23 protein-coding genes are annotated in these 26932 nt (G+C 68.6%); 15 read left to right on the plus strand and 8 right to left on the minus strand.

Annotation, left to right across the window (positions count from 1 at the left end):
* Window positions 1–45: 45 nt before the first annotated feature.
* Together BFF94_RS10375 and BFF94_RS10380 are read right to left on the minus strand one after the other, a co-directional pair.
* On the minus strand, window positions 46–330 hold the full coding sequence (locus BFF94_RS10375; protein WP_128843208.1) for a transcriptional regulator: 285 nt from the start codon (window positions 328–330) through the stop codon (window positions 46–48).
* 71 nt (window positions 331–401) lie between these two features.
* On the minus strand, window positions 402–1277 hold the full coding sequence (locus tag BFF94_RS10380; protein ID WP_128843209.1) for a LysR family transcriptional regulator: 876 nt from the start codon (window positions 1275–1277) through the stop codon (window positions 402–404).
* A 51-nt stretch (window positions 1278–1328) separates the two neighbouring features.
* On the opposite strand from BFF94_RS10380, the gene BFF94_RS10385 reads away from it, so the two are divergent.
* From BFF94_RS10385 to BFF94_RS10410, 6 genes are all read left to right on the plus strand, one after another.
* The gene (locus BFF94_RS10385; protein WP_128843210.1) at window positions 1329–1673 is read left to right on the plus strand and encodes a hypothetical protein; all 345 of its coding nucleotides are present in this window, start codon (window positions 1329–1331) and stop codon (window positions 1671–1673) included.
* 252 nt (window positions 1674–1925) lie between these two features.
* Window positions 1926–3020: a serine hydrolase family protein gene (locus BFF94_RS10390; protein WP_128843211.1), complete on the plus strand. Its 1095-nt coding sequence runs from the start codon at window positions 1926–1928 to the stop codon at window positions 3018–3020.
* A 42-nt stretch (window positions 3021–3062) separates the two neighbouring features.
* Window positions 3063–3296, plus strand: coding sequence for a DUF7661 family protein (locus BFF94_RS10395; RefSeq protein WP_128843212.1), 234 nt, complete (start codon window positions 3063–3065; stop codon window positions 3294–3296).
* Window positions 3297–3385: 89 nt separating this feature from the next.
* Window positions 3386–3829, plus strand: a complete 444-nt coding sequence (locus BFF94_RS10400; protein WP_128843213.1) for a MarR family winged helix-turn-helix transcriptional regulator — start codon at window positions 3386–3388, stop codon at window positions 3827–3829.
* A 67-nt stretch (window positions 3830–3896) separates the two neighbouring features.
* Window positions 3897–4460, plus strand: a complete 564-nt coding sequence (locus BFF94_RS10405; RefSeq protein WP_128843214.1) for a cysteine hydrolase family protein — start codon at window positions 3897–3899, stop codon at window positions 4458–4460.
* Window positions 4457–5917, plus strand: coding sequence for a DHA2 family efflux MFS transporter permease subunit (locus BFF94_RS10410; protein ID WP_219139288.1), 1461 nt, complete (start codon window positions 4457–4459; stop codon window positions 5915–5917). Before BFF94_RS10405 ends, BFF94_RS10410 begins: the two co-directional genes overlap by 4 nt.
* A 46-nt stretch (window positions 5918–5963) precedes the next feature.
* Here BFF94_RS10410 and BFF94_RS10415 read toward each other — a convergent pair whose 3' ends face one another.
* A complete protein-coding gene (locus BFF94_RS10415; RefSeq protein ID WP_219139289.1) occupies window positions 5964–6617 on the minus strand; it encodes a LysE family translocator in 654 nt (217 codons plus the stop codon).
* Window positions 6618–6659: 42 nt separating this feature from the next.
* Here BFF94_RS10415 and BFF94_RS10420 point away from each other — a divergent pair, with 42 nt between their 5' ends.
* Window positions 6660–7535, plus strand: coding sequence for a LysR substrate-binding domain-containing protein (locus BFF94_RS10420; RefSeq protein WP_219139290.1), 876 nt, complete (start codon window positions 6660–6662; stop codon window positions 7533–7535).
* A gap of 12 nt (window positions 7536–7547) precedes the next feature.
* Here BFF94_RS10420 and BFF94_RS10425 read toward each other — a convergent pair whose 3' ends face one another.
* Complete coding sequence (locus BFF94_RS10425; RefSeq protein ID WP_219139291.1) at window positions 7548–9266, minus strand: SulP family inorganic anion transporter; 1719 nt, start codon at window positions 9264–9266, stop codon at window positions 7548–7550.
* Window positions 9267–9759: 493 nt separating this feature from the next.
* Between BFF94_RS10425 and BFF94_RS10430 the strand changes: the two genes are divergently transcribed.
* Complete coding sequence (locus tag BFF94_RS10430; RefSeq protein ID WP_128843937.1) at window positions 9760–11001, plus strand: mechanosensitive ion channel family protein; 1242 nt, start codon at window positions 9760–9762, stop codon at window positions 10999–11001.
* Window positions 11002–11056: 55 nt separating this feature from the next.
* On the opposite strand, the gene BFF94_RS10435 is transcribed toward BFF94_RS10430, so the two are convergent.
* Window positions 11057–12478 (minus strand): aminotransferase-like domain-containing protein, encoded by a 1422-nt coding sequence (locus BFF94_RS10435; protein ID WP_219139292.1) that lies wholly within the window; start codon window positions 12476–12478, stop codon window positions 11057–11059.
* Window positions 12479–12632: 154 nt separating this feature from the next.
* Here BFF94_RS10435 and BFF94_RS10440 point away from each other — a divergent pair, with 154 nt between their 5' ends.
* The gene (locus BFF94_RS10440; protein ID WP_128843938.1) at window positions 12633–14957 is read left to right on the plus strand and encodes an FdhF/YdeP family oxidoreductase; all 2325 of its coding nucleotides are present in this window, start codon (window positions 12633–12635) and stop codon (window positions 14955–14957) included.
* 12 nt (window positions 14958–14969) lie between these two features.
* Complete coding sequence (locus BFF94_RS10445; protein ID WP_128843939.1) at window positions 14970–15890, plus strand: bestrophin family protein; 921 nt, start codon at window positions 14970–14972, stop codon at window positions 15888–15890.
* Window positions 15891–15912: 22 nt separating this feature from the next.
* Here the strand turns inward: BFF94_RS10445 and BFF94_RS10450 are convergent, their stop codons facing one another.
* Window positions 15913–17943: an FUSC family protein gene (locus BFF94_RS10450; RefSeq protein ID WP_219139293.1), complete on the minus strand. Its 2031-nt coding sequence runs from the start codon at window positions 17941–17943 to the stop codon at window positions 15913–15915.
* Between the two features lie 146 nt (window positions 17944–18089).
* Between BFF94_RS10450 and BFF94_RS10455 the strand changes: the two genes are divergently transcribed.
* The 5 genes from BFF94_RS10455 to BFF94_RS10475 all read left to right on the plus strand — a co-directional run bounded on the left by BFF94_RS10455 (window position 18090) and on the right by BFF94_RS10475 (window position 23771).
* The gene (locus tag BFF94_RS10455) at window positions 18090–18992 is read left to right on the plus strand and encodes a LysR family transcriptional regulator (protein WP_128846836.1); all 903 of its coding nucleotides are present in this window, start codon (window positions 18090–18092) and stop codon (window positions 18990–18992) included.
* Between the two features lie 407 nt (window positions 18993–19399).
* Window positions 19400–20959, plus strand: a complete 1560-nt coding sequence (locus BFF94_RS10460; protein ID WP_128846833.1) for a DHA2 family efflux MFS transporter permease subunit — start codon at window positions 19400–19402, stop codon at window positions 20957–20959.
* Window positions 20960–21134: 175 nt separating this feature from the next.
* Window positions 21135–21464, plus strand: a complete 330-nt coding sequence (locus BFF94_RS10465) for a hypothetical protein (protein WP_128846830.1) — start codon at window positions 21135–21137, stop codon at window positions 21462–21464.
* Window positions 21465–21721: 257 nt separating this feature from the next.
* Window positions 21722–22054, plus strand: coding sequence for a sugar ABC transporter ATPase (locus tag BFF94_RS10470; protein ID WP_128846828.1), 333 nt, complete (start codon window positions 21722–21724; stop codon window positions 22052–22054).
* Window positions 22055–22181: 127 nt separating this feature from the next.
* Window positions 22182–23771 carry an ABC transporter substrate-binding protein gene (locus tag BFF94_RS10475; RefSeq protein ID WP_128848244.1) on the plus strand — a complete coding sequence of 530 codons (1590 nt, stop codon included), beginning with the start codon at window positions 22182–22184 and terminating at the stop codon, window positions 23769–23771.
* Between the two features lie 115 nt (window positions 23772–23886).
* On the opposite strand, the gene BFF94_RS10480 is transcribed toward BFF94_RS10475, so the two are convergent.
* Together BFF94_RS10480 and BFF94_RS10485 are read right to left on the minus strand one after the other, a co-directional pair.
* On the minus strand, window positions 23887–25194 hold the full coding sequence (locus BFF94_RS10480; RefSeq protein ID WP_219139294.1) for an Nramp family divalent metal transporter: 1308 nt from the start codon (window positions 25192–25194) through the stop codon (window positions 23887–23889).
* Between the two features lie 81 nt (window positions 25195–25275).
* The gene (locus tag BFF94_RS10485) at window positions 25276–26532 is read right to left on the minus strand and encodes an oxalate decarboxylase family bicupin (RefSeq protein ID WP_128847106.1); all 1257 of its coding nucleotides are present in this window, start codon (window positions 26530–26532) and stop codon (window positions 25276–25278) included.
* Window positions 26533–26932 lie beyond the last annotated feature (400 nt).

Consider the following 26932-nt stretch of genomic DNA (forward strand, 5'->3'; position numbering starts at 1 on the left):
CGTCGGCCAACACACGACGGGCCGCATCAGCGGCCCGTTTTTCGTTCATCCGGCGTCGTTCGCACCGAACAGCTGCGCGCACACGGCGCGTCCTTCGTCGGTCAGCGCGGCGCTGCCGGTGCCATCCTCGTTCAGCGTCGTCGCGCTCAGACCCGCGGCGTCGAGCTGCGTCAGCACGCGGCGCAGCGTGCTCATCGGCAGTTGCGCGCGCTTCGCGATCTTCGGCAGCGACCACGTCTTGCCGGCCGGATCGCTCGCGGCCTCGTTCAGCGTCGCGAGCGTCGCAACGAGTGCGGGATCGAGCGGGGATTCGTCGGATTCTGAAGTCATCGGTTCTGTTTCGTGAGCCGGTGCCGGGCCGGCATTCATTCAGGATGCAATCGCGGACACTATACGCCGCGTCACGCGCCCTTGATCGCGGCGCGCATGAACGACACGAAACGCGTCGTGACGGGATCGTCGCGATCCGACAGCCACGCGAGCCCCACGCGCCACTTCGCGTCCCGGCCGTCGAGCGGCAGCACCGTCGCATCGCGCAGCAGATACTGCGCGCGCGACGGGATGAACGCAACGCCGACACCGGCCGCGACCGACGTCAGCACCGACTGCACATCCTCCGCCTGCTGCATCACGTGCGGCACGAAACGGCGCTCGACGCACCACCGGTCGATCTGTGCGGCGAGCCCCGGGCCGCGCGCACGCTGCAGCGCGATGAAGCCGATCTCGTTGAGCACGTCGAGGTCGGCCGGCACGCGCTTGAAGCCGAGGTGCGGCGGCACCGCGAGCGCGAGCCCTTCGTCGATCACCTTGAACGACGACAATCCTTCGTCGGAAGGCAGGCGCAGGAAACCCGCATCGAGCTTGCCGGCGCGCAGCCGGCGCGTCTGCTCGGACGACGACAGGTCGCTCAGCGTGACGGCGATGCCCGGATTGCGGCGACGAAATTCCGCGACGAGTTTCGGCACGAGCGTCAGCACGGACAGGCAGATGCCGAGCCGCAGATGCCCGCGCTGCCCGCTGGTCGCCTCCCGCGCACGCGCGAGGATCTCGTCGGCATCGCGCACGAGCGCCTGCGCGTCGGGCAGGAAGCGTTCCCCGAACGGCGTCAGCTCCGCGCCGTGCCGGCCGCGCTCGAACAGCTTGCCGCCGAGGCTCGCCTCGAGCGCGCCGATCTGCTTGCTCAGTGCCGGCTGGCTCACGTGCAGCGCATCGGCCGCGCGGCTGAAATGGCACAGCTCGGTGACCGTCAAGAAGGTTCGCAGCAGTTTCAGTTCCATTCTTCAAGGGAATCGTATCGATCGAAATATTCATTTTACTGATCGATTACGATGACGTTCAATACGGGCATGCCCTTTCCGGAAATGACTCTCATGTCCCTGCTCCCCGCATGCGAATGCCCTGCCGACACCGCATCGTGCGAGCCGGCCGCCATCGACGAACGCGCCGCGACGGCCGATGCGCAAGCACCGAAGCGTCGTGCCGAACGTACCGAACGTACCGAACGCACCGAACGCACCGAACGCACCGAACGCACCGAACGCGCGGACGGCCGCAGCCGGCGCTTTCGCTTCGGCGATGCGATGGACGCGATGAACGACGCGCCGCCACGCCCCATGACCGGCTCGATCGCGATCAGTTTCGCGGTGGTGTCGCGGCGGAACTGGCCGCGTTGAGCATCGGCGCGATCGATCCACGATCGCGCCGCATACCGCTTCAACCACCTCATCTATAGAGCGACCGCTTGCGCGCGCGCCGCCGCGCATGCCCGTCCGAACGGCAGCAAGAACGTTCGACAATCGCCGAATCGCGCATCTTTTCCCGCTTTCCGTCGTCATCGCGCCGCGATCGACCGTATAATTTTCCGCATCCCCTGACCGCCCATGCATTCCACGCAGCCTCATCACGCGTGAAAAGGAGACTTTCGCTTGACCGGCCTCATCGCGCGCCTGCCTCTCGCCCGGACCACCCTGCTCGTCGCCCTGTCGATCCTGACGCTCGCGTTCTCGGCGAACGCGTCGTCCACGCCACGCAACCCGCCGCAGCGCGCCGCGCACGCGCATGCGCCTGCAAAGGCCGTCAAGAAAACCGTCAGGAAAAAGCCCGCCCAGCGTAACAAGAAGGCCGTCAAGCATCGCCGCCCGCGCGTGAAGCACCATGCGGTCAAGCGTCACGCCGCGCCGGCCCCGCAGCATCGCCGCGCAAAGCGCACGACCGCCGTGCGCCCGCGCCCGGCCGCCAAACCGCGCCTGATGGCGAGCTGCGGCTACAGCCCGCGCGCCGTCAATACGCTCCATTCACGCGCGGCCTACGTGCTCGACGTCGACTCCGGCACGCCACTGCTGGCCCGCAACGCGCGCACCGTGCGGCCGATCGCGTCGATCTCTAAACTGATGACGGCCGTCGTCGCGCGCGACGCCGATCGTCCGCTGAACGGCGTGCTGCGCGTCACCGCGCGCGATCGCGACACGATCAAGTTCACCGGATCGCGCCTGCAGGTCGGCTCGGAGCTGTCGCGCCGCGACATGTTCCATATCGCGCTGATGTCGTCGGAAAACCGCGCGGCCGCCGCGCTGAGCCGCGACTATCCGGGCGGGCGCGCCGCGTTCGTCAACGCGATGAACCGCGAAGCGCGCCGCCTCGGCATGCACCGTACGCACTTCCGGGAGCCGACCGGGCTGTCGCCGCACAACGTGTCGACGGCCGAGGATCTCGCGAAGCTCGTCGGCGCCGCGGCGCAGGATCCGCTGATCCGCTATTTCTCGACGGATACGTCGACCACCGTGCGCCCCGGCGACGGCGAACTCGTGTACGTGAATTCCGACCCGCTCGTCCGCTACCGCCGCCTGCCGATCCGGCTGCAGAAGACCGGCTTCATCAACGAGTCGGGGCACGGCGTCGTGATGCGCATGCGCGTGAAGGGCCGCCGCGAAACGGTCGTGCTGCTCGGCGCAGCGACGCGTGCCGGCGTATCGAGCGATGCGCTCAAGATCCATCGCTGGCTGACCTGCTCGATCCAGTAAGCGCGCGGGCGGCCGGCGCGTTCACCCGACGGGAGCGATGCCATGCAGGACGAATACCGCTTCAACGCATTTGGCCGGCTACTCGCCGTCGTCCGCAAGAACGACCGCTGGATCGTGTTTGTTCTCGGCGCCGAAGGCAAGCGGCGCCCGGCTGACCTGCACATTCCGTCCACGCTCGCCGCGGACGAACTCGCGCAATACCTCGGCGACCTGCTGCACGAGGCCGCGACCCCGAGATACAACGAGGTCGTACCAATCCCGCTCCGCGACGAGTAACCACGCACGCACCCGGCTCCACCTCGATCCGGCGATCAATTCGACAGTTAAACTTGCAAGTTTAACTGTCGTGTTCTAAGATCCGCCGCATGAACCCGCCACGCAAACCCGGCGTTTCCGCCGACATCGTCGCCGCCGACCTGACCCTCGCGGTCGGCCAGCTCATCCGCCGGCTCCGCTCGGAGATCGAATCCGAAGGGCTCGGCATGTCCCAGACCAGCGCGCTCGCGCGGCTCGAACGGCACGGGCCGATGACGACCGCCGATCTCGCGCGCGCCGAGGCGATGAAGCCGCAGTCGATGAAGGCGATTCTCGCGAGCCTCGAGGAAGACGGTCTCGTCGAGCGCGAACCGCATCCGACCGACGGACGCCAGATCCTCTTCATGCTGACCGCGGCCGGCCTCGACGCGCGACGCAAGCGCAACGCCGCGAAGCACAAGTGGCTCGGCGCCGCGATCGAGAAACTCGATCCGGACGACATCGACACGCTCGCCGCCGCGATCCCGCTGATCCGCCGCGTCGGCGAACAATGAATCCGGCCCGCGCGCCACGCGGCATTCGCGCGCACGGCTTTCCCCGCCCTTTTCAAGGAGTCCCATCATGAGCGCAACCCGTCTCGACACGAACACGGCACTCGTCGTCATCGACCTGCAGAAAGGCATTGTCGCCCTCCCCACCGCGCACCCGGTCGCACCGGTGATCGGGCACACCCGCGAACTGCTCGACGCATTCCGCAGCCGCGGGCTGCCGGTCGTGCTCGTCAACGTCGCCGGCGGCGCAGCGGGCCGCACGGAGCAACCGCCGCGCACGGCGCAGCTCCCCGCCGACTGGGCCGAACTCGTGCCCGAACTGAACCGCCAGCCTGGCGACCATATCGTGACCAAGAAGACCTGGGGCGCGTTCACCGGCACGGATCTCGACGCGCACCTGAAGGCGGCCGGCGTCACGCAGATCGTGCTGACCGGCGTCGCGACGAGCATCGGTGTCGAATCGACCGCCCGGCAGGCGCACGAACTCGGTTACAACGTGACGCTCGCCGTCGACGCGATGACCGACCTCAACCCGGATGCGCACGTCAACAGCGTCGAACGCCTGTTCCCGCGCCTCGGCGAAACCGGCTCGACGCAGGACATCGTCGCGCTGCTCGACCGGCGCGGCGCGTGAGCGACGAACGCACGCGGCCGGCGCCGGATCGCTCGGCCGACCGGCTCGATCCGGCGATCTGGAAGGTCAGCGCGGTCGCGATGCTCGGCTCGCTGCTGTCGCAGCTCGACGCGACGATCGTCAACGTGTCGCTGTCGAGCCTCGCGACGGACCTGCACGCGAGCCTGTCGACGATCCAGTGGGTGACGAGCGGCTACCTGCTCGCGCTCACGCTGGTGCTGCCGTTGAACGGCTGGCTCGTCGACCGCATCGGCGCGAAGGCGCTGTACCTGTGGTGCTTCTCGGCGTTCACGCTGAGTTCGGCGCTGTGCGGGCTCGCATGGTCCGCGCCGTCGCTGATCGCGTTCCGCGTGCTGCAAGGCGTCAGCGGCGGGCTGCTCGCGCCGATGGCGCAGATGATGATCGCGCGGGTCGCCGGCCAGCAGATGGCGCGCGTGATCGGCTATGCGGCCGTGCCCGTGCTGCTCGCGCCGCTCCTCGGCCCCGTCGTCGCCGGCGCGATCCTGCAGCACGCGTCGTGGCGCTGGCTGTTTCTCGTGAACCTGCCCGTCGGCGTGCTGGCGCTCGCGCTGGCCGCGTGGTTCCTGCCCGGCGACCGCGAGGACACGCAGCGGCGCGCGCTCGACTGGGTCGGCCTGGCGCTGCTGTCGCCGGGGCTCGTGCTGTTCCTGTACGGCGTCGAGCGGATCAATGAAGCGCCCGGCATCGCGGCGATCGTCGCTTCGGCGCTGCTGCTCGCGGCATTCCTGCGGGTCGAGACGCGCAAGGGCGACCGTGCGCTGATCGACGTCGCGCTGTTTCGCCGCAAGGTGTTCGGCGCGGCCGCGTCCACCCAGTTCCTGTCGAACGGCGCGTTGTTCGCGGGCCAGATGCTGATTCCGGTGTTCCTGATCCAGGCCTGCGGCCGCACGCCCGGCGAGATGGGCTGGCTGCTCGCGCCGATGGGCCTCGGCATGCTCGTCACCTACCCGGCGACGGGCGCGCTGATGGGCCGGTTCGGCGTGCGCCGGCTGGCCGCGGCCGGCGCGCTGCTCGCACTGCTCGCGACGCTGCCGTTCGTGTATCTCGCGCTGCACAGCTACGATCCCGTCGTGCTGGTGTCCGCGCTGTTCCTGCGCGGGATCGGCCAGAGCGGGATCGGCGCGCCGTCGATCGTGGCCGCGTATGCGTCGGTCGAGCGCCGCAACCTGCCGATGGCGACGACGTCGCTCAACATCGTCCAGCGCCTCGGCGGCCCGACCTTCACGACGATATGCGCGCTGCTTCTCGCCTGGCGGCTGCAGGCCGATCAGGCGATGGGCAGCGGCGGGCACGAGAGCGCCTATGCGTGGGCGTTCGGCCTGCTGTGCGCGCTGCACGCGGCAAGCTTCGTCACGACGCTGCGGCTGCCGTTGTGGTCGGCCGGTGCGGGCGCCCGGCGCGCGACGGCGGCGGCGACGCCGGCAGGCTCACGCTGAACGCGGCGGCCGCGCGTGCATCAGGTGCGCGTGCGGCCTCGCGTCGCTACGGCAGCCACATCGGCACGATCGACACCACGAGCAGCACGCCCAGCCCGGCATTCAGGCAGCGCCACTGCCGCTCCGTACGCAACACGCGCGCAAACAGCAACCCGGCGAAACACCACAGCGACAGCGACGCCATCGCGGCCACGCCGAACGCCAGCCCGAGCAAGACGCCGAGCCGCGCCGGGCCGGGCGCGAGCGCCGCGAATGACGCGGCCGCGCCGAGCGTCATCGCCCAGCCCTTCGGGTTGTGCCAGAGCATCCACACCCCGCTGACGAACCCTTGCGGCCGGTGCACGGCGGCATCGAGCCGCGGCTTGCCGCCGCGCCCGATGCGCACGGCCAGCCATACGAGGTACAACGAGCCGGCCGCCTTCATCGCGAACTGCAGTGCGGGCAGCGCGAGCAGCACGCCGCCGAGCCCGGCCGCGGCCGCGGCGGCCATCGACGCCAGGCCGGCCGCGATGCCCGCCATCAGCGGCAGCGAACGCCGATAGCCGAAATGAGCGCCCGATGCGGTCGCGAGCGTCGTCGCGCCGCCGGGCGTCACGGTGGATACGATCACGAACAGCATCAGCGGCAGGTAGTCGCGAAGCGGCACGCTGGCTCCCGATTGTCGTCGTCGAAGCCCCGTTTTTACCCGCGATCCTTCCATCACGACAGCGAAAGCTTTTTATGCCTGCCATTAGCATTCATAATGCGACGCATGGCACGCAATCTCGACATCGCGCTGCTGCGCGCATTCGTCTCGGTCGCCGATCATCGCAGCATGACGGCGGCCGGCCACGCGCTGCACCTCACGCAAGGCGCGATCAGCCAGCAGGTCGCGCGGCTCGAAACGCTGTCCGGCCCGCTGTTCGTCCGCGAGCATCGCAACCTGCCGCTCACGGCGGCCGGCGAGCAGTTGCTCGAGCAGGCGCGCCGGCTGCTCGCCGTACACGATGCGCTGCTGACCGACATGACGGCCGGCGCGATCGAAGGCGCCGTTCGGCTCGGCGCGCCGCAGGATCTGGTCGGCACCTGTCTCGCGCCGATCCTGAAAGGCTATGCGCACGCGCATCCGCAGGTCGCGCTCACGCTCGTGTGCGCGGCGTCGCCGGAGCTGCGCCGGGGGCTCGCGCAGGGCGATCTCGACGTCGCGCTGATTGAAGCGCCGGTCGGGCCGGCGCGCGGCGAATGCATCGCGGTCGACCGCCTGGTCTGGGTCGGCGCGAAAGGCGGCACCGCGTACCGGAACACGCCGCTGCCGGTGTCGATGGTCGCGCGGGCCTGCGCGTTCCGCCCGACGGTGCTCGACGCGCTGCGCGGCTGCGATCGCGCGTGGCGCACCGTGTTCGAGAACGGCAGCATCGATGCGACGGCCGCGACCGTGCGCGCCGATCTCGCCGTGACCGTCTGGCTCGCGTCCACCGTGCCGGCCGACCTCGACATCCTGCCGGCCGGCGGCGGCCTGCCCGCGCTGCCGAACTTCGCGGTCAACCTGCATCTGCCGCGCGGCCAGCGCACGCCGGCCGCGACGGAGCTGGCGCGCCACCTGCGCAACGGCTTCGCGCGCTTGCGCGCGGCCGCGTAGGGCCGGCTCCCGCTACACCATGCCCGGCTCCTGCGGCGCCGGCGTCGTACCGGCGGCTTCGAGCGCCAGGTGCAGCGTCGGGAAAATGCACGCCGCGCCGACGATCTCCGTGATCCCGTGACGATCCATGTCCGCGCGCAGGTAGCGGTTGACGCGCCCGAACAGCACGCCGATCCCGCGCGCGTGCAGCGTCCTGACGAGATCGGTCAACGTCCGTGCGGCCGAATAGTCGACATCGGTGATCGCGCCCGCATCGACGACGAACCAGCGCGGCGGCACCGGCGCGGCATCGACGAGCTCGGTCACTTCGGCGGCGAACAGGTGGTCGTTCGCGAAGAACAGGTCGGAGCCGAACCGGTAGACGATCAGCCCGGGCGCCGTCATCGCGCCCCGCCGCGCGGGTACCGGCTGCCACCGCCCGTTGCCTGCGACGGGTTCGAGCACCATCGTGTGCGGCTGGTAGCTGTGGCGCACGTGCCGCATCAGCGACAGCGCGACGGCCAGCAGGATGCCCTGCTCGACACCGACCGTCACGACGGCCGCGGCCGTCACCAGCGCGAGCGTGAATTCGCCGGGGCTTTCCTTGCGGATCGCCGCGAGGCTGCGCACGTTGACCAGCCCGAGCGCGATCGTGAACACGATGCCGGCCAGCACCGCGTGCGGCAGATACTGCAAATACGTGCCGAGGAACAGCAGTACGACGACCACGACAGCGGCGAACGCGAGCTGCCCGATCTGGCTGCGCACGCCCGCGCCGTCGGCCATCGCCGTCTGCGTCGGGCTGCCGTTGACGACGAACGCGCCGCCCACCGCCGCAGCCGCATTCGCGGCCGCGAGGCCGAGGATGTCGGCGTTGGTATCGACGTCCTCGCCATACTGCTGCGCGAACACGCGCGCGGCGGCCGCGCTCTGCGCGATGATCATCACGAAGCACGACGCGGCGACCGGCACGAGATCGAGGAATTGCTGCCACGTGACGGACGGCCAGCGCAGCGGCGGCAGCCCGCCCGCGACGGGCCCGAGCACCGCGATGCCGTGCGCGGCGAAGCCGAACGCGTTGCTCGCGGCGATGCTGCCCGCGACCGCGATCATCGGCATCGGCACGCGCGGCAGGAACCGCTTGCACGCGAGAATCGCGACGACGACGAGCGCCGCGAGCGCGAGCGTCGGCCGGTTTGTGTGGACGAGATGCGTGACGACATAGCCGAGCTGCGCAAGGCTGCGCGACGCCTGGTACGGCACCGACAGGCCGAGCATGTCGCCGAGCATCGCGATCGACACCTGCACGCCGACGCCGGCGAGAAAGCCGACCAGCACCGTGCGCGACAGGAAATCGGCGAGAAAGCCGAGCTTGAAGATGCGCGCGAGCAGCAGCATCGCAGCGGTCAGCAACGCGACCATGCCGGCCAGCGCCGCATAGTCGGCGCTGCCGGCCGGTGCCATCGACGAAAGCCGGCTCGCGAAAATCGTCGCGGTCGCGGAATCGGCCGCGACCACGAGATGGCGCGACGCGCCGAAGCACGCGAACGCAATCAGCGGCAGGAAGACCGTATAGAGGCCCGTGACGGCCGGCATGCCGGCGATGCGTGCGTAGCCGAGCACCTGCGGGATATCCATCGACGCGAGCGAAATGCCCGCGAATACGTCGCGGATGGCCGTCGCGCGGCGGATCGGAAGGATGCCTTTCAGCAGCCGCACGCGTGACGGGCGGCTTTCGTTGGAATCTTGCATGCGTGAAATGCGTGAAGACGAAGTGATGGGGTTCGCGAAGCCGTTCGCGCATCGTGCCCCGGGCAGGCCTCGCATGGCAAGTGAGCGAACGCGGTGCGTGCCGTTCACCGTCGGCGGATGAGCCGCACGCAACCGCGAGCGACGCAACGACAACGCATGCGACGCCCGCATGATTGCATGGATCGCCGTTCAAGCGCCTTCACGCGCGAAGGCCCGCCGTAGCGACGTCGAGCCGCTCGCTGGCCTGCGTGCCGCGCATCCGGCAACATGCGCGCGCGCCGGCCTGCGGTGATGCGGTTTCGCCATTCCTCCTCACCCGATTGCAGAGGACACCTGCACAATGGTGAGGAAGTTCGGGAGCCGCGCGGCATACATTCACGGCACGCGCCCGGAACCCGATGGCACAATCACGGTCCCTTTCATGTGCCCTTCACCGGGCGCGCGCCGCGTCGCGGCGCCGATTCAACGCACAAGAAGGCCCCTGTCTGCCCCTATGACCCTGAACGAATCCTGGTTTGCGCCGCTCGTCGGCATCCTCGTCCTGCTCGCCGCCGCCGGCGCGATCACCGCCCTAGTTCATTTCCTGCTGTTTCGCGTCGTGGCGCGGCTCGCGCGGCTTTCCGCCACGCGCGTCGACGACGCGCTGTTCGAGTTCGGCGCATTCAAGTGGCTGAACCGGATCGTCCCGTTCGTCGTGATCAAGCTCGGGCTCGGCGCGGTGCCCGGCATGCCGGACACGGCCGTGCAGGCCGCCGACAAGGTGCTGTTCGCGCTGATCGTGTTCCTCGTGACGATGACCATCAGCGCGACGCTGTCCGCGCTCGAACACGCGCACCGCACGCACCAGCGCGACCAGCCGCGCCTGTCGCTGAAAGGCGCGATGCAGCTCGTCAAGCTCGTGATGTTCATCACGGCCGCGCTCGTCGTGATCGGCGATGCGACCGGCAAGCAGATCGGCCTGCTGCTGTCCGGCATCGGCGCGATGTCCGCGGTACTGATGCTGATCTTCAAGGACACGCTGCTCGGCCTCGTCGCCGGCGTGCAGCTGTCGTCGAACGACATGCTGCGGATCGGCGACTGGATCACGATGCCGTCGGCCGGCGCGGACGGCACGGTCATCGACATCACGCTGAACACCGTCAAGGTCGCGAACTTCGATCACACGATCATCACGGTGCCGACCTGGAAACTGATCACCGAGAGCTACCAGAACTGGCGCGGGATGACCGAAGCGGGCGGCCGCCGCATCAAGCGCGCGCTGTTCGTCGACGCGACGAGCGTGCGCTTTCTCGCCGACGACGAGATCGATCGGCTCGAACGCCTGACGCTGCTGAAGGATTATCTCGAGGACAAGGTCGATGCGATCGAGCAATGGAACGGCACGCTCGGCGCGGCCGGCGACTGCCCGGCGAACCGCCGCCAGCTGACGAATCTCGGCACGTTCCGCGCGTATGTCGCGAACTACCTGAAGGGCCATCCGCGCATCCGCCGCGACATGACCTGCATGGCGCGGCAACTGCCGCTCACGGCCGAAGGCATTCCGCTCGAACTGTACTGCTTCACCGACACGACGACGTGGGTCGACTACGAAACCATCCAGGCCGACCTGTTCGACCACCTGATCGCGGTGCTGCCGGAGTTCGGGCTGCGCGTGTACCAGCACCCGTCGGGCTTCGACATGCGGCAGATGGCCGGCGCCGCGCAAGCCGGGCTGCAGGCGCCGCGCGCGGGTTGATGCACAACACGGCGGCCGGCCGACGGCCGCCACTTGCCGCTCGATACAGCGGCGCTCACCGCGCCGCGCACTCCGACGCGAGCCGCCCCAGCACCTTCAGCGCTTCCTCGATCTGCCGCGACCACGGATAGCTGTAGTTGAGCCGGATGAAATGCCGGTAATCGGTGCCGGCCGAGAACATGTGCCCGGGCCCGACCGTGATCCGCTGCGCGAGCGCAAGCGCATACAGCTTCATCGCATCGACCTGCGGCGGCAGTTCGACCCACAGCACATAGCCGCCCTGCGGCTGCGACAGCCGCGTGCCCTCGGGAAAGAAGCGCCGCACCATCGCGCTCATCAGGCTCGCCTGCTGCGCGTACTGCTTGCGCATGCGCCGCAGGTGGAAGTCGTAGCCGTCGTGTTTCAGGTACTCGGCGATCGCGAGCTGCTCGATCGCGGGCGTCGCGAGCGTGTTCAGGAATTTCAGCTTCTCGACCTGGTCGCGGTAGCGGCCCGGCATCGCCCAGCCGATCCGGTAGCGCGGCGACAGGCTCTTCGTGAACGATGCGCAATGCAGCACGAGCCCGTCGCGGTCGAACGACTTCAGCGCGCTCGGCGTCGTGTCGCCGAAGTGCAGCTCGTGATAGACATCGTTCTCGATCGCCGGCACGCCGTGCTTCGCCAGCAACTCGACGAGCGCACGCTTGCGCGCGTCGGGCATCTGGAAGCCGAGCGGATTCTGGAAATTCGGCATCACCATGCACGCGGCGATGCGCTCGCGCTCGAGGATCCGTTCGAGCGCGTCGAGATCGATGCCGTCGCCCGGGTGGGTCGCGACTTCCAGCGCGCGCATGCCCATCCGCTCGATCGCGTGCAGCATCGCGTAGAACGTCGGCGATTCGACGGCGATCGTGTCGCCCGGCCGCGCGACCGCCTGTAGGCACAGGTTGATCGCCTCGGTCGCGCCGATCGTCATCACGATCTCGCCCGGCTCGACCGCGATCCCGCGCTCCGCGTAACGCCGCGCGATCTGGCGCATCAGCTCCTGGTTGCCGGGCGGCAAATCGTCGATCACGCCCCAGCGCGTGCGGCGGCGGCCGATCGCCTGCGCATAGCGCGCGAGGCGCTGCACCGGGAACTGCGAAGCATCGGGATACGGCGAGCCGAGCGGCACGGCGTCGTCGCGCGCGATCGAGCGCAGCGTCGACAGCACGAGCCGGCTCACGTCCACCGCCGACGGCTCGGCGGCCGGCGCCGACATGTGCAGCTCGGCCTCGGCCGGCGCCACCGCGCGCGCCCGCACGAAATAGCCCGACTGCGGCCGGCTTTCGATCAGGCCGCGGCTTTCCAGCACGAGGTACGCGCGCAGCACGGTCGTGACGCTGAGCTGCTGCTGCCGGCTCGCCTGCCGCACCGACGGAATCCGCTCGCCGGGCCGGTACACGCCACGCTCGATCTGCGCCTGGAGATCGTCGGCCAGTTGTTCGTAACGCTTCACGCGCCTCCCTTTCAAATTCCCTTCAGCAACACAGTTGCGATCCGCACGGTATGAATGGCCGCAACTGTACTCTTTTTTGAAGTGAACAGGTGTACACACAGCCCGGCGGGCGCCCCGCGTACTCTGCACGCATCGCCCCGACACCCGCTGCATCATGAAAAAGAAATCCGCCACCGCGCGCATCGAACCGTACACCCACCCGGCCGCCGGCTGGGGCGCGCTGAAAGCCGTCACGATCAACCTGATCAAGGAAAAGGTCGCCGGCGGCAACTACCGCACGCTGCTGCGCCAGAACCAGCCGGACGGCTTCGACTGCCCCGGCTGCGCGTGGCCCGACCGCCAGCACGCATCGACGTTCGAATTCTGCGAGAACGGCGTGAAGGCGGTGGCCGCCGAAGCGACGAGCAAGCGCGTGACGCCCGAATTCTTCGCCGCGCACACGGTCACCGAACTGCTCGAACAGTCGGACTTCGAACTCGAACAGCACGGCCGGCTCACCGACCCGATGACGTACGACGCGCAGACCGACCGTTACGTGCCGATCGCGTGGGACGACGCGTTCGCGCTGATCGCGCGCCACCTGCGCGCGCTGCCCGACCCGAACCAGGCCGCGTTCTACACGTCCGGCCGCGCGAGCAACGAAGCGGCTTTCCTGTACCAGTTGCTCGTGCGGCGGTACGGCACGAACAACTTCCCCGACTGCTCGAACATGTGCCACGAGGCGACGAGCCGCGGGCTGCCGGCCTCGGTCGGCGTCGGCAAGGGCACCGTCACGCTCGACGATTTCGAGCACGCGGACACGCTGCTGATCTTCGGCCAGAACCCGGCGACCAACCACCCGCGGATGATGGGCGAGCTGCGCGAGTGTGCGAAGCGCGGCGCGACGATCGTGTCGATCAACCCGCTGAAGGAACGCGGCCTCGAACGCTTCGCCGATCCGCAAAGCCCGCTCGAGATGCTGACGATGTCGGGCACGAAGATCGCATCGACGTTCATCCAGCCGACGATCGGCGGCGATTTCGCGCTGATCAAGGGCATGGCCAAGCGCGTGCTCGAACTCGACGACGCCGCACGCGCCGCCGGTGCGCCGCGTGTGGTCGACACCGCGTTCATCGGCGAGCACACGGCCGGCTTCGACGCGTTCGCCGACGACCTGCGCAACGAAAGCTGGTCGGCGCTGACGGCCGAAAGCGGCGTGCCGTACGAGCAGATCGACAGTCTCGCGCAGCTCTATGCGCGCAGCGAGCGCGTGATCGCGACGTGGGGCATGGGCATCACGCAGCACAAGCATTCGGTCGCGACCGTGCAGATGCTGACGAACCTGATGCTGATGCGCGGCAACATCGGCCGCCCCGGTGCCGGCCTGTGCCCCGTGCGCGGCCATTCGAACGTGCAGGGCAACCGCACGGTCGGCATCGAGGAAAAGCCGTCGCAGGCGTTCCTCGACCGGCTCGGCCACGTGTTCGATTTCGAGCCGCCGCGCCACCACGGCTACGACGTCGTCGAGACGATCGAGGGGATGCTCGAAGGCCGCGTGAAGGTGCTGATCGGCCTCGGCGGCAACTTCGCGATGGCGACGCCCGACACGCCGCGCACGTGGGAAGGCATGCGCCGCTGCGACCTCTCCGTGCACATCACGACGAAACTGAACCGCAGCCACCTGATCCACGGCCGCGACGCGCTGATCCTGCCGACGCTCGGCCGCACCGAGATCGACCTGCAGGACAATGTCGCGCAAGGCGTGACGGTCGAGGATTCGATGAGCATGGTTCACGTGTCGTACGGGATGAACAAGCCGGCGTCGCCGAACCTGATGTCGGAGCCCGCGATCGTCGCGCAGATGGGCCATGCGCTGTTCGGCAGCGGCAAGATCGACTGGCTCGCGTACCGGGACGACTACGCGAAGATCCGCGACGCGATCGAGGCGACCCTCGACGGCTTCTACGACTACAACACGCGCATCGCTCGGCCGGGCGGCTTCCACCTGCGTGTCGCGTCGCGCGAGCGCGAATGGCTCACGCCGACGGCCAGGGCCAACTTCATCGCGCACGCGCTGCCGACCGACACGCCGATCCAGCGCGCCCGCGCGCTGCACGGCGAACGGCTGATGACGCTGATGACGACGCGCTCGCACGACCAGTACAACACGACCGTCTACGGGCTCGACGATCGCTATCGCGGCGTGTTCGGCCAGCGCCGCGTGGTGTTCGTCAACCGCGACGATCTCGCGATGCTCGGCCTGCGGGCCGGCGAATGGGTCGACATGGAAACCGTGTGGCACGACGGCATCGAGCGGCGCGCGAACGGCTTCCTGCTCGTCGAATACGACATCCCGCGCGGCTGCATCGGCGCGTACTACCCGGAAACCAACCCGCTCGTGCCGCTCGACAGCGTCGGCGACGTGTGCAACACGCCCACGTCGAAGTCGGTGCCCGTGCTGCTGCATCGCGCGGCCGCGCCGGCCTCGCTCGCCGCCTGACGGAGCACGACGATGATCGTTCGTCCGCGCGAGCACTGGCTGCGGATGCTGCTCGTCTGGAACGGCTCGGTGCTGCCGACCATCCTGCCGCAGCTCGTGCTGACGCTCGCGATCAGCCTCGTCGCGGTATGGGGCGGCGGCCGCGTGCTCGGCGAGAAGGTGCCGCTGAACCCGACGCCGTTCACGCTGATCGGGCTCACGCTCGCGATCTTCGCGGGGTTTCGCAACAACGCGAGCTACGACCGCTACCGCGAGGGCCGACAGCTGTGGGGCGGCGTGCTGACCGCCACGCGCACGCTGGTATCGCAGGCGCTCTGCTACGGCGCGGTCGACCGCGACGACGCATCGCGCCGCGCGTTCGTGCGCACGGTCGTCGCGTACGTCCATGCGCTCAAGCACCAACTGCGCGGTACCGATCCGGCCGCGGACCTGCGCGGGCTGCTCGACGGCGCCGCCTATGCGCGCGTCTGCGCTGCCCGGTTTCGCCCGGTCGCGATCGTGCACGCGCTGCGCGAAGCGTTCGCCGCGCGCGCCGATGCGGGCCGCCTCGCCGACACGCGCCTGTGGATGCTCGACGCGCGCCTCGACGAACTCGTCGCGATGGTGAGCGGCTGCGAGCGCATCGTGTCGACGCCGATCCCGTTTTCATACGACGTGCTGCTGCACCGGACCATCTATGCATACTGCGTGCTGCTGCCGTTCGGCCTCGTCGACTCGATCGGCGCGGCGACGCCGTTCGTCACCGTGTTCGTCGCCTATACGCTGATCGCGCTCGACGCGATCGCACATGCGATCGCCGAACCGTTCGGCGACGGGCCGAACCATCTCGCGCTCGATGCGATGACGCGGCAGATCGAGCGCACGCTGCTCGAACTGAACCGCGAGCCGTTGCCGGCGGAAGTCACGCCGGGGCCGGCCTATCGGCTCACCTGACGCGCCGCCCGCCGCGCACGGCTCAATCCCCGCGGCCGGTCAGAAAACGGCCGTGCCCGGCGAGCGCATCCGCGATCGTCCGCAACAGCACGACGCCGCGCAGCAGCGCGTGCCCGTCGTCGCTGTCGGGATCGGTCACGCGCCGCCGCAGCACGCGCGCCGCCCTATCGCAGGTCCGTTCGAGCCCGACGAAATCCGCCCGCCCGATCCGCCCCCGCACCACGGCAGCCGGGCGGCGCGCCGCCGGCTCGCGCACCGCCAGCGCGACGAGCGCCAGCAGGCTGTCGCCGATCGCCCAGATCGCCAGCAGGTCGCGCATGTCGCGTTCGATGAGCGTCTGCGGCAGGCTCCCGGCGAAGCCGAGCTCGCGCCCGAGGCGGTCGGCCGTGCGGCTCAGCCACGCGCTCGCCGGCCACGCGCGCGGGTCGTGCGCGATGCCGGCGAGGTCGCGGCGCACCGCGCGATGCAGGCGCCGCCGGCTCGTGCCCGGGTCGCCGGGAAACACGAGCGCGAACACCAGCGCGCCGAACGCGATCCCGAGCAGCGTGGAGAGCGCGGCATTGAGGAACGACGCGTCGCCGATGCGCGCCGTATTGTCCGGCGACGTGAAATTCCAGAAAAAGATCGAGAACGCGCTGCCCATCGCGGCGGTGCGCGGATGACGCATCGCGATGCCGGTGCCGATCAGGAACACGCCCAGGATGTAGGCCAGCATCTCGAAGCCCGATACCGCCGGCAGCAGGATGAAGTTGCACACGACGCCCGCGACCGCCGCGCAGGCCGCGCCCTTGAGGAAGCCGATGACGGCCCGTGCCGAATTCGGGCGGGTCGAGAACAACGCGCAGACCACGGCCGTGATCGCGACGAACCCGCCCCCCGACGGCCACGCGCTGAAAATCCAGATCGCCGATGCGGCCAGCACCGCGATGAACGCGCGGATGCCGTTGTGCCACGCGAGCACCGCATCCTGGTGGAACGCGTAGCGCACGCGCGACGCCGGCGGGTTCGGCAAGTCGATCAGCGTCTTGCTCGCGAACGCACGGTCGACCCCGGCGAGCAGCGCCGCCAACCGGTCGAGCGTGAGCAGGCGCGACGTGTCCGGGCCGGACGGTTCGGCAGCCGCGGCGCGCAGCGCGTCGTCCACGCGGGCCCGCAGCGCCGCCAGCGCGGGCCCGGCTTCGCCCGTTGCGGCCACGCCGTCGAGCACGCGCGCGGCATCGTCGACCAGCGGATCCGGCGCGTCGCCGCTGCGCGCGGCATGCTCGCGGATCGCCTGCCCCGCGGCCTGCGCGGACAGCACGCTGAGCGCCGCGGCGCGCAGATGGCCGATCGCGTTGCGCACCGGCGGCGCGCCGGCCGCCGCATATTCGGCGGCGGTGTCGAGTTCGAGCGCGTCCGCGAACAGCCGATGGACCGCCGCGGCGTTCGGCTCGCGGCGCAATGCCGCCGCGCCGACGCCGGCCGCGCGTTCGAGAAAGCGCGCGAGCCGCGTGCGGACGTCCTCGAGCGGCGAGCCCGGCGCGAACACCGTTTCGAACGCCGCGCCGCACAGAATGCCGACCACGACGTACAGGAACCGTGCGATCGCGATGTCGAACGCGTGCAGCGGCGCAGACACCGCGTCCATCGCGATGATCGCCGCCGTGTAGCCCGCGAGCACCGCCGCATACGCGCGGAAATTCCGCTGGAACGTCGCGACGCCCGCGCACAGGCCGATCCACGCCGCGAGCGCCGGCAGGAACAGCCCGGGCGTCTGCGCGAACGCGCCGGTCAGCGCGAGCGCGACGGCCGCGCCGATCGCGGTGCCGAGAATCCGGTATTGGCTCTTCGACAGCCCCATCCCGCGGCTGCCCTGCGCGACGATCCACACGGTCGACGCGGCCCATTTCGGATCGTCGAGGTTCATCCGGAACGCAATATAAAGCGCGAGCAACGACGCGGCCGTATTGCGCAGCGCGAACGCGACCGCACCGGCCGGCAGCGTCGGGCGTGCGTCGCGCAGCGCGGTTCCGATAGCCGCGAGCGGCGGCAGGCGGGGGAAGGCGAATTTCATCCGGCGAGCTTACGATCGCGCACCGGCCGCCGCTACGGGGCACCGGCGGGATGCGTTATTGCACCGGGCGGGATAATCGGCGCGACACGCAACGAACCTGCGCGCGACGGTAAGATGCGCACACATCGAACCCTGAAACGACCCGTATGGACTTCGAGAGCATCCGGATATTCTTGCGCGTGGTGGAACGCGGCAGCTTCACCTCCGCCGCCACGCAACTCGACATGCCGCTCAGCCGCGTGAGCCGCAAGGTCAAGCAGCTCGAGGACGATCTCGGCGTCCAGCTGCTGTACCGCACCACGCGCCGCGTGTCCGTCACCGAAGCCGGGCGCGACTATTACGAGCGCTGCCTGCGCGCCGAGGAGATCCTGCTCGACGCGGACCGCCAGGCCCGCGCGCTGCGCACGGAGCCCGAAGGGACGCTGCGCGTGCTGGTGCCCTACTCGATCGGCCTGTTCGAACTGGAGCCGGCGCTCGCCGAGTTTCACCGGCGCTACCCGCGGGTCCAGCTCGTGCTGATCTACGACAACAGCGCGCTCGACCTCGTCGAGCACGGCTTCGACGTCGCGCTGCGCGTGGGCGTGCTGACCGATTCCGGCTATGTCGCGCGTTCGCTCGGCTGGTCGCACGCGAAGCTCGCGGCCAGCCCGCACTATCTCGACCGCGCCGGCCGGCCGCAAACGCCGCAGGATCTCGCCGATCACGACATCCTGTTCGTCGGCCGCGACACGCCCGGCCTGACGCTGCGGCTCACCAACGCGGCCGGCGAAGTGGCCGACGTGGCGGTCCGGCCGGTGCTGATCTCGAACGAATCGATCACGGTGCTGCGCCAGGCCGCGAGCGGCGGCGGCATCGCGCTGATTTCCACGCATTACACCGCGCGGCGGCTCGAGAAGAACGAACTCGAGATCGTGCTGCCCGACTGGCACCGCACCGACGACGTCGAGCTTCATGTGCTCTACCCGCGGCGCGCCACGCTCGACAGCAAGGTGCGCGCATTCGTCGAGTTCCTGACGGAGGTCTTCACCCCGTGGCGGACCGTGCCGTAACCGGCACCGCGCGACCGGTAACCGGCACGCGCCGGCCGCATTATTGCGGCGCGCGAAAGGAATTAATGAGCGCGCGAGCGTTGATCGGCGTCCGCCGCATCGTTAGCCTGTGTCAATGCAAAACGACCCCACCCGCTACGGCAGCCACGTGCCCGCTGCCCGCCGGCGCGTCACGCGCGTCGCGCCTTCCTGACCGGCGATATCCCGCCTCGCGAAGCCCGCCACGGCTTCGCCGATCCGATTGAACGATTGAACCGCACGCTGCGCGCGGACGGCCCCGCTTGCCGGGCCGCCCGCGCGCGGTGCGCATCCGTCCGTTTCGCGGCCCGCCCGCGCAGGCGTCGCGCGCGCGTGCGCGGCCGTCAACGCGCACGCCGCCCGGTCATCCTCCATCACGCAGGAACATCATGTCCTCTCCGTCATCCCCGGGCCCGCTGTCGGGCGGCCGGCTCGCAATCGGCACGATCGCGGTATCGCTCGCGATGTTCATGAACGTGCTCGACTCGTCGATCGCGAACGTCGCCATTCCGACGATCTCGGGCGACCTCGGCGTGTCGGTCGACGAAGGCACGTGGGTGATCACGATCTTCGCGGCCGCGAACGCGGTGTCGATTCCGCTGACGGGCTGGCTCACGCAGCGCTTCGGCCAGGTGCGCCTGTTCGTCACGTCGATCCTGCTGTTCGTGTTCGCGTCGTGGCTGTGCGGAATCGCGCCGAACCTGCCGACGCTGCTCGCCGCGCGGATCCTGCAGGGCGCCGTCGCGGGGCCGCTCGCGCCGCTGTCGCAGGCGCTGCTGCTCGGTGCGTGGCCGCGGCAGAAATCGTCGAGCGCGCTGGCGCTGTGGTCGATGACGGCGCTCGTCGGCCCGATCGCGGGGCCGTCGCTCGGCGGCTGGATCACCTACGACTACAACTGGTCGTGGATCTTCTACATCAACATTCCGGTCGGCTTTTTCGCGGCGGCGGTCACGTGGATCGTGTTCCGCGACCGCGAATCGGCCACGCGCCGCACGCCGATCGACACGATCGGCCTGCTGCTGCTCGTGCTGTGGGTCGCGTCGCTGCAGATCATGCTCGACAAGGGCAAGGATCTCGACTGGTTCAACTCGCCCGTCGTCGTCGCGCTGGGCATCGTCGCGCTGATCGGCTTCGCGTTCTTCCTCGTGTGGGAGCTGCACGAGGCCAATCCGATCGTCGACCTGCGGCTCTTCACGCAGCGCAATTTTGCGGGCGGCACGATCGCGATCTCGGTCGCGTACGGGATGTTCTTCGGCACGCTCGTGCTGCTGCCGCAGTGGATGCAGGGCTATCTCGGCTACCGCGCGGTCGATTCGGGGCTCGCCACTGCACCGCTCGGGCTGTTTGCGGTCCTGCTCACGCCGGTCATGGGGCGCCTGCTGCCGCGCACCGATCCGCGCTATATCGCGACGCTCGCGTTCGTCGGCTTCGCGGTCGTGTTCATGATGCGCACGACGTTCTATACCGACGTGTCGCGCTGGGATCTCGTGCTGCCGACGCTGCTGCAGGGCATTCCGATGGCGATGTTCTTCGTGCCGCTGACGTCGATCATCCTGTCCGGGCTGCCGCCGGAAAAGATCCCGGCCGCCGCCGGCCTGTCGAACTTCGGCCGCACGTTCTGCGGCGCGGTGGGCACGTCGCTGATCAGCAATGCATGGAACGACCGCACGATCCTGCATCACGTGCGGCTCACCGAACAGGCGAGCGTCACCAACCCGATCTTCGCGCAGCAGGTCGACACGACGCGCTCGCTGCTGCACCTGAGCCCCGATTCGGCGCTCGCGTTCTTCAATGCGTCGGTCGATTCGCAGGCGGCCGTGATGGGGTTGAACGACATCTTCTACGTGTCGGCGATCATCTTCATCGCGATCATTCCGCTCATCTGGATCACGAAGCCGTCGCGCTCGGGCGGCGGCGATGCCAATGCGGCGGCGGCCGGCGCGCATTGATCCGCACCTGTTGCGGGCAGGCCTCGCGCCGCGCCCGCCGGCGCCCGCGCCGCAACCCGCAGAAGTAATAAAGACTTGCAATCGATACAGGCAGAAACGTCAACAGCCGGTGCCCTCTCCGCGTTTTTTGGACAAGCGCCCACGATCCGGACGCGCAACGACAGGAGAAAACACCATGCGAGCCCTTACCCGCCATTTCGCGATTGCCGCCACCCTGATGTCGGTGCTGACCGGCACCGCGTTCGCCGACACGCAGTGGCAACAGGCGCATCCGCGCCGCGAAGAGGTCAACCAGCGCCTCGCAAACCAGAATCGCCGCATCCATCACGAAGTGAAGGAGGGCGAGATGTCGCACGCACAGGCCGCGCGCCTGCACCGTGACGACCGCAAGATCCGCCAGGAAGAGCGGGACATGGCTGCGCAGGATCACAGCCACATCACGAAGAGCGAAAAGCACGTGCTGAACCAGCAGGAAAATGCGGTCAGCCACAAGATCGGCCAATAACATCGACACACCGGCAAGCGCCCATTCGCCATCGCCTGAAACGCCCGCTGCCGCCGTGCGGCAGCGGGTGCTTGTTGTTGTATCGAATCGTTTCAACGCGCCAACGGCGTCAAATGCCGCGGGTATACTCCGTCGTCAGCCGCCTGCCGTCTCGTCGTCCGTCAAAAACGGCCCGATTCCGGGCGGTTTCGTCGCGAAGCTTCGCGTTTCGCGTACCCCGCGCCCCAGCCTCGATACGAGACACACGACGACCGACCATGAAACGATTCCTGCTGCTCCTTCCCGCCGCCCTGCTCGCCGCCTGCGGTTCCGCTCCCTCGTCCGACTCGGCCGACTCCGGCGCGGCGCCGATGATCTACGTGTCGTCGCAACGTCCGGCCCACGCGATCGCCAACTGCCTCGACAGCCGCCTGTCCGACACCCGGCAATCGCAGCACAACGGCGCGACCGACATCGCCGTCGGCTCGAACGCGTACTTCGTCACGCTGACGCCGTCGGGCAACGGCTCGGTCGTCAAGGTCGTGCGCGGCTCGGGCAGCGAGCCGGCCGAGGAAGCGATGCGCTTCGCGATCGCGCGCTGCGTGATCTGACGCGTTCCGGCGCCGGGCGCCCGCCCGGCCCGCCCCTGCGCGCCCGCCCGGCGCGCACGCCGAATATTTTCATCCGGCCGCCGTCGATGAGAGAATCGCACCACGATTCCTTTCCGATGGAGCCTGCATGAAACACCTGCTGTCCCGGCTGTTCGTCAGCGCCGCGCTCGTCGCGCTTGTTCCGGCGCTGCCGGCGCAGGCTGCCACGCCGCCCGGCATCTTCGTGGTCGCCACGCAGCTCGGCGAATTCACGACCCTCGACCCCAGCGGGATCTACGAACTGGTGCCGTCCGAGTACGTCGCGAACACCTACGAACGGCTCGTGCGCGTCGACCTGAAGGACCCGACACGCTTCGACGGACAGATCGCGCAATCGTGGACGGTCGGCGCCGACGGCATGACCTATACGTTCAAGCTGCGCCCCGGCCTCACGTTCCATTCCGGCAACCCGGTGACCGCCGACGACGTCGCGTGGTCGCTGCAGCGCACCATCCTGCTCGACAAGGGGCCGGCCGGCGTGCTCGCCGATCTCGGCCTCACGAAGGCAAACGTGATGCAGAAGGTGCGCGTGGTCGATCCGCAGACCGTCGTGCTCGAAACCGACCGCAAATATGCGCCGAGCTTCGTGCTCAACGTGCTGAGCGCGTGCCCGGCATCGGTCTTCGACAAGAAGCTGCTGCTGTCGCACCAGCAGGGCAACGATTTCGGCAGCGGCTGGCTCAGGACCAACGATGCGGGCTCGGGTCCGTACCAGCTCGTCAAGTGGACGCCCAACGAGAGCATCGTGCTGCAGCGCTTCGAGAAATACCGCACGCCGTACCCGATGAAACGCGTCGTGCTGCGCCATGTGCCCGAAGCGTCCGCGCAACGGCTGCTGCTGGAGAACGGCGACGCCGACGCCGCGCGCAACCTGAGCCCCGACAGCCTCGCCGCGCTGACGAAGGCCGGCAAGATCAAGGTCGCGTCGTGGCCGGTGTCCGCGCTGCTGTACCTGAGCCTGAACACGAAGAACCCGAACCTCGCGAAACCGGACGTGCAGCAGGCGATGAAATGGCTGGTCGACTATGACGGCATCCAGCGCAACATCGTCAGCACGACCTACAAGGTGCATGAGACCTTCCTGCCCGAAGGCTTCCTCGGCACGCTGAACGCGCGGCCGTACAAGCAGGACGTCGCGAAAGCGAAGGCGCTGCTCGCGAAGGCCGGCTTGCCGAACGGCTTCGACGTGACGATGGACATGCCGAACGACTATCCGTACCTCGAGATCGCCCAGGCGCTGCAGGCGAACTTCGCGCAGGGCGGCATCCGCGTGAAGCTGATTCCCGGCGATGCGAAGCAGGCGATCGGCAAGTATCGCGCGCGCCAGCACGACATCTTCATCGGCGAATGGTCGCCCGACTACATGGACCCGAACAGCAATGCGCGCGGCTTCGCGTGGAATCCGGACAACTCGGACCAGTCGCCGACCAAGATGCTCGCATGGCGCAACAGCTGGGACATTCCGCAACTGACGAAGGACACCGAGGCCGCGCTCGTCGAGCCGTCTCCCGCGAAACGCGCGCAGCGGTACGAAGCGCTGCAGAAGGCCGTGCTCGCGAACTCGCCGTTCATCATCATGTTCGAGAAGGTCGTGCAGGTCGCGACGCGCCCCGGCGCGACCGGGCCGGAAATCGGGCCGATCAACGACCTCGTGTCATACCGGACGCTCGCGAAGTAATCGCGGCTGCCCGCGAGGCCGGCCATGCCGGTGCGCGGGTAATCGCGACGCCCCGCCGTGCCGGCGCTATGCCGTGGGGCCGCGGCGATCGAGGGGAGCGCCGGCCCGCTGCCGTTCAATTGAATGCTGCCCACACCAGGTACGCATTCAACCCGACGATCACGATCGTCGCCGCGCCGGCGACGATCCGCAGCGGCATCCGCATCGCATACGCACCCATCACGTCCTCGCGCGCCGACAGCATCAGCAGCGCGATCATCGGCATCGGCAGCACGAAACTCAGCACGACCTGGCTCGCGACCATCGCGCGCGTGACGTCGCAGCCGAGCGCGACCACCGCGAAGGCGGGCGCGATCGTTACCGCGCGCCGCACCCAGACCGACATGCGGCGGCGGATGAAGCCCTGCATCACGACCTGCCCGGCCATCGTGCCGACCACCGAACTCGACACGCCCGACGTCAGCAGCGCAACGAGAAACAGCGCGCCGGCCGCCGGCCCGAGCACCGGGATCAGCGTGTGATACGCGGCGCCGATGTCGGTCATGCCCGGCGCGCTCAGGTGGAACGCCGACGACGCCATCATCACCATCGCGAGATTCACGAACCCGGCCAGCCCGAGCGCGACGACGACCTCGCGGTTCGAAAAACGCACGAGCCGCCGCCGCTCCGTATCGTCGCGCGGCGCGGTGCGATCCTGCGTGAGGCCCGAATGCAGATACAGCGTGTGCGGCATGATCGTCGCGCCGATGATCCCGACCGCAATCGTCAGCGCCGCGTGATCCGGAAGCTGCGGGACGACCAGATGGAACGCGACCGCGTGCCAGTCCTGCGGCGCGATCAGCAGTTCGCCGAGATAGCACGCGCCGATCACGCCGACCAGCGCCGCGATCGCGGCTTCCAGCGGCCGGAAGCCGCGCTTTTCGAGCGCGAGGATCGCGCAGGTCGCGAACGCCGTCGCGATCATCCCCGCGAACAGCGACAGGTGGCACAACAGCCCGAACGCGAGCGCGCCGCCGAGGAATTCGGCGAGATCGGTCGCCATCGCGGCGATCTCGGACGCGACCCACATGCTCCACACGACCGGCGCGGGAAACCGGTCGCGGCACAGCTCCGCGAGATTGCGGCCGGTCACGATGCCGAGTTTCGCCGACATCGCCTGGAACAGCATCGCGATCGCGTTCGCGGTCAGCACGACCCACAGCAGCCGGTAGCCGTACGCGGCGCCGGCCTGGATGTTGGTCGCGAAGTTGCCGGGGTCCATATAGCCGATCGACGCGATCACGGCCGGGCCGACGAACGGCAGCAGCGCGGCGACGCCGGTGCGCCGCCCTTCCAGCGCGGCGCGCGCCGCGCCGTCGGTGCGCTCGGTGGACCGGCCCGGCAGCGCGAAGCCGCCGGCGGGTTTGCTCGGGACAGGAATCATGGTGGTGTTCCGTTCGAATGAGGAAGGCTGACTCGGGAGCGGGCGCCGCGGCCGGCATGCCGCCTGCCGGCCACGGCCGCGTTACAGCGGCACGACGTCGGGACGGTTGCGCGGAAACTGCGCGATCACGTCCGGCGCGACGTTCAGGTGCGCCTCGACGAGCTTCGGCGGCGTATGCGCGAGCCAGTCGGACAGCGACACTTCCGCATAGCGGTCGGTCTTGAAGATCTCGAGGAACACCAGGTCGGTGTTGCCCGTGTTCTGCACGTAGTGCCCGAGGCCCTTCTTCACGTACCCGACGTCGCCCGCGCGGAAGTCGGCCGTCTGCGCCTTCGGCCCCGTGTCGAACACGGTCATCCGCGCCTCGCCCTGCAGGTAGTACTGCCATTCGTCCGCGTTCGGGTGCCAGTGCAGCTCGCGCATGCCGCCCGGATGCACGGTGACGAGCGCCGCCGCGACGGTCGTCGACACGTTGAAGTTCGTGCTGTCCGCGATCCGCACTTCGCCGCCGCGCGTCTTCCTGACCGGTTTCATGCCGCCGAGCGAGAAGATGAACGGATGCGGCGGCGCACCGGCCAACGAAGCCGACGCACGCTGGGCTTCCCCGAGCGGGCCAGGCTCGTCGCCCTGGAAGATCCACAGGTTGTCGAGCGGAATATTCCTGAACGCATCGGCCGGCACGCCGAAGTTGAGCGCGAGCACGTCGGGCGGTGTGTGCGCGACCCAGTCGGTCAGCAGCAGCGTGTTGAATTCCGACGCACGGCCGTTGTCGAACGCGAGCAGGAATTCGGCGCCGTCGGTGCCGACACCCTGCAGCGAATGCGGCAGGCCCGGCGGGAAATACCAGAGATCGCCGGTTTTCACGTCCTGCACCGACGGCCGCCCCAATTCGTCGAGCACCGTGATCCGGCAGCGGCCGTCGAGCATGATGGCCCACTCGGCCTGCTGGTGCCAGTGCATCTCGCGAATGCCGCCGCGCGTCAGGCGCATGTTGACGCCGGAAATGGTTTCGGAAATCGCAAAATCGTCCTGCGTGACTTCGCGCGCCCACCCGCCATTTTGAATTCTTTTATGCGCATTATTGAAAGATGCCCAGAATAACGGCATCCCGTTGATATCGGTGGCCGGCGGATCCTGAAAAGACGGAAACTGATTCGCGATTGCCGGATTTTTAGGACCCGGGTCGGTCAGGCCCTGGCGGTTGCGCGCATTCACCGCGCCTTCCGGCGGGCTGTCCGGATTGCCGAACGATGCGGCCTTGGCCGATACGGCAATTCCCGCTGCGGCAATGGCGCCGGCCGCGCCCGCCAGCATCCTGCGTCGAGAAAGATTCGTCATGATTTCCTCTTCATTTCTGCAATTAATCGGATTTCCATTACGGAACACATGCCGTTTTTCAGATTATTGAAAATCGAACATCCCGTGACGCAAGTTAAATCCAAATCGGATAAAAACTTAAATGAATAATTTATCTGAATTAATGATTTAATCTGCTGGATTTAATTTTGTAATTATTGTGGTGCCGCGGGATGTCTGCGGCAGATACCGGTGAACCGGTCGATTCCGGTAAATGCGGAAACACGGCCGGGCGCGGCTGTCATGCCCGGAACGGCGGCAAGAGGAGATTTGATGTGCGCAGCGCGCGATCACGTTGCGGCGCAATCGATCCGGACAACTGATCATCCGGCTGGAAGCTTGCGAATGCCGAGACGTCGAACGTGGGCTAGCCCGGCCGCGC

Source organism: Burkholderia catarinensis (assembly GCF_001883705.2).
Taxonomy (GTDB): Bacteria; Pseudomonadota; Gammaproteobacteria; order Burkholderiales; family Burkholderiaceae; genus Burkholderia; species Burkholderia catarinensis.